The following is a 2,165-nucleotide window of genomic DNA, read 5'->3' as shown; positions in this document are numbered from 1 at the left end:
TTCTTCTTTGTCTTTTAGCCATGTAAACCTCTCCTTTTCTACTTATTAATTTACATGACCTTATCTTTATTGTCCAATTAAGTGTAACCTATCCAAATATTTAAAAGAAAAGAACAGTGAACAGGGCTATATCTCCCTTTCACTGCTCTTCTGCAGAAATAGTGTTAATTTCCGTTATTTATTTTGTTGTTATTCTTCTTCGTCGTTAGTATCATTATTACCATTTGGTATATCAAGAATATCCTCAAGCTTGAATTGAAGTAGCATTTCTTTCTTAATAATACCTCTTAATGTTTGTTCTACTGAGCGGTTAACTTCCAGCAACTGATCTAGTGATGGAGGATTTTGCGGGTTTACTCCTTCAAGAGTTCCTAAAACAAATTGAATCTTTTCTGCCTCAGCGTTAATCATGTGAGCCAAGCCTAGCTCTTCAAAAGCGACGGATGCCAAAAGCAAATTAATAACATCTTCTCGGTCAAGATCAATCTCTGGAGTTACATTTGGAACGTTTGGAAATGACATACTCAAAACACCTTCCTCTTTTTTGATATTTTATACTGTAGTATATTCCTAACAGTTAGCAGTGTGATTAATTACAATTGCCTCATTTTAAATTTTTTATTATATAATTAAACATTTGGACATATGTTTAAATAGGTCAAACTGTTTAGAAGCGATGTTGAAGGAAACTAGATTTTTGGGAAGGGAAGTAAGAGATATGAAACTGGAAAATGCGCTTAACCTTTTGTTAACTTCAATAGCACTTCAAGAAAAAAGTTTATCTGAAATGATGGATGCAGAAACTAAAAAAATGTTATATGTTTTAGATGAGTGTAAACTTGAAAAGCTTTCAATCCAAGATACTAAAGATATTCATAAGAGTGTAAACCAAACTCTTACGAATATGATTAAAATGCAGATGCTGTTACAATCTAAGGTGGAAAATATCGTGGAATTAGTGCCTACAACAACTGCAAATTCAGCTTCCACAACAAATTCAAAAACTACATCTACGACTTCAACAAGTACAACTACAAGTACTACTTCAACAAGTACAACTACAACAAAGAAAAAACTGGTTTGGCGCATACCATGAATTTTCTCCCAGCCAATAAAAAAAGACACTAAATACAGTAAAAAATGGGCCTCTGCTCACTTACTTAGCATAGCCCATTTTTTTGCGCATTACTGCCACCAATCCAGTCTTTGTTTTTTGTTAATTTAGAGCAGGCTGACAATTGATAACTAATCCTCGTAACACATCTGGTCCTCTTTCATCAGTTTCCGTATTATAAGGGAAGACCACTACAAGGTTAGCTCCTAACGGAGGAACATCAACATCTATTGCCCCAGCCCAAACTACAGGTTGTTGATCAATTGAAACCCTTTCTAACGGAATCAACCTCTCTATTTCCCTAAACACTAAGGAACCTAGGTAAGCGTTGAAATCGCCAAAGGTAGAAGGTTCAGGTAAGCCTACGGCAGCAACAGTTACTCTACCACCATTGTCATTTGGCTCGATTAATGACACTCCACGAAAATCTAAATTGTTTGCATCAACTGCTCTTTGTAAAACTAAACAGCAGGCATCAGTGACTATAAGAGGTATGCATATTTGTTCACCTGGAAAGATAAGAGTGGGATCTGGCAGCCAGAAGTTGGCTTCGATTAAGACATTTAGCGGTATTCCCTCAGCCCTTGCAATTAGAAATAGTGTCTCTCCCCTTTGAACCGTTCGCAAGCGTCCTCGAGGACATAACCGATCAACAACACCCGGAATGCAAATTACCTGCCCAATGGTAAGCCTATCTGGAACTATTCCCGGATTTGCCTCAATGATTTGATCAACAGTTACTGAAAACAACCTACTTATCGAAAATAGTGTTTGGCCCCGCCTAACGGCATAAAGTATTCCTCCCGGACAATTTGTTGCTTGAAAAACCATACTATCATTTTGATTTTCATTCTCCATACTAAGATTCCCCCCAGTTTAATTTTAGTTGTCTTTGTAACATTATAGGCATAAACAAAAAAACAGTTCCTAGCTGTCTAGAAAATTGCGAAAATCAAGTATCGAGTAGGAGGTAGATAATTATTTTATCTACCGTCCTCTCACACCACCAAGCATACCGTTCGGTACTTGGCGGTTCATTAAGTTAATTGCA

Annotated in this window: 3 protein-coding genes; 1 reads left to right on the top strand and 2 read right to left on the bottom strand. The window is 36.7% G+C overall.

Annotated elements, in window-relative coordinates:
- Positions 1-189 precede the first annotated feature (189 nt).
- The gene (locus tag GGQ84_RS15380; RefSeq protein ID WP_429163701.1) at positions 190-522 is read right to left on the bottom strand and encodes an alpha-helical endospore appendage domain-containing protein; all 333 of its coding nucleotides are present in this window, start codon (positions 520-522) and stop codon (positions 190-192) included.
- A gap of 196 nt (positions 523-718) precedes the next feature.
- Between GGQ84_RS15380 and GGQ84_RS15375 the strand changes: the two genes are divergently transcribed.
- On the top strand, positions 719-1,096 hold the full coding sequence (locus GGQ84_RS15375; protein WP_429163699.1) for an alpha-helical endospore appendage domain-containing protein: 378 nt from the start codon (positions 719-721) through the stop codon (positions 1,094-1,096).
- A 120-nt stretch (positions 1,097-1,216) separates the two neighbouring features.
- Here the strand turns inward: GGQ84_RS15375 and GGQ84_RS15370 are convergent, their stop codons facing one another.
- Complete coding sequence (locus GGQ84_RS15370; RefSeq protein ID WP_429163697.1) at positions 1,217-1,972, bottom strand: LysM peptidoglycan-binding domain-containing protein; 756 nt, start codon at positions 1,970-1,972, stop codon at positions 1,217-1,219.
- Positions 1,973-2,165 lie beyond the last annotated feature (193 nt).

It is taken from the genome of Desulfitispora alkaliphila (assembly GCF_050433185.1).
In the GTDB taxonomy this organism is placed as follows: domain Bacteria; phylum Bacillota; class Desulfitisporia; order Desulfitisporales; family Desulfitisporaceae; genus Desulfitispora; species Desulfitispora alkaliphila.
The sequence above is the reverse complement of the archived record's forward strand: the minus strand, read 5'-3'. Positions and strand labels throughout refer to the sequence as shown.

What these genes read in the sequence shown, in the direction of transcription:
- GGQ84_RS15375 (WP_429163699.1), top strand. Translation starts at nt 719, where the DNA reads ATGAAACTGGAAAATGCGCTTAACCTTTTGTTAACTTCAATAGCACTT.
- GGQ84_RS15370 (WP_429163697.1), bottom strand. Translation starts at nt 1,972, where the DNA reads ATGGAGAATGAAAATCAAAATGATAGTATGGTTTTTCAAGCAACAAAT.
- GGQ84_RS15380 (WP_429163701.1), bottom strand. Translation starts at nt 522, where the DNA reads ATGTCATTTCCAAACGTTCCAAATGTAACTCCAGAGATTGATCTTGAC.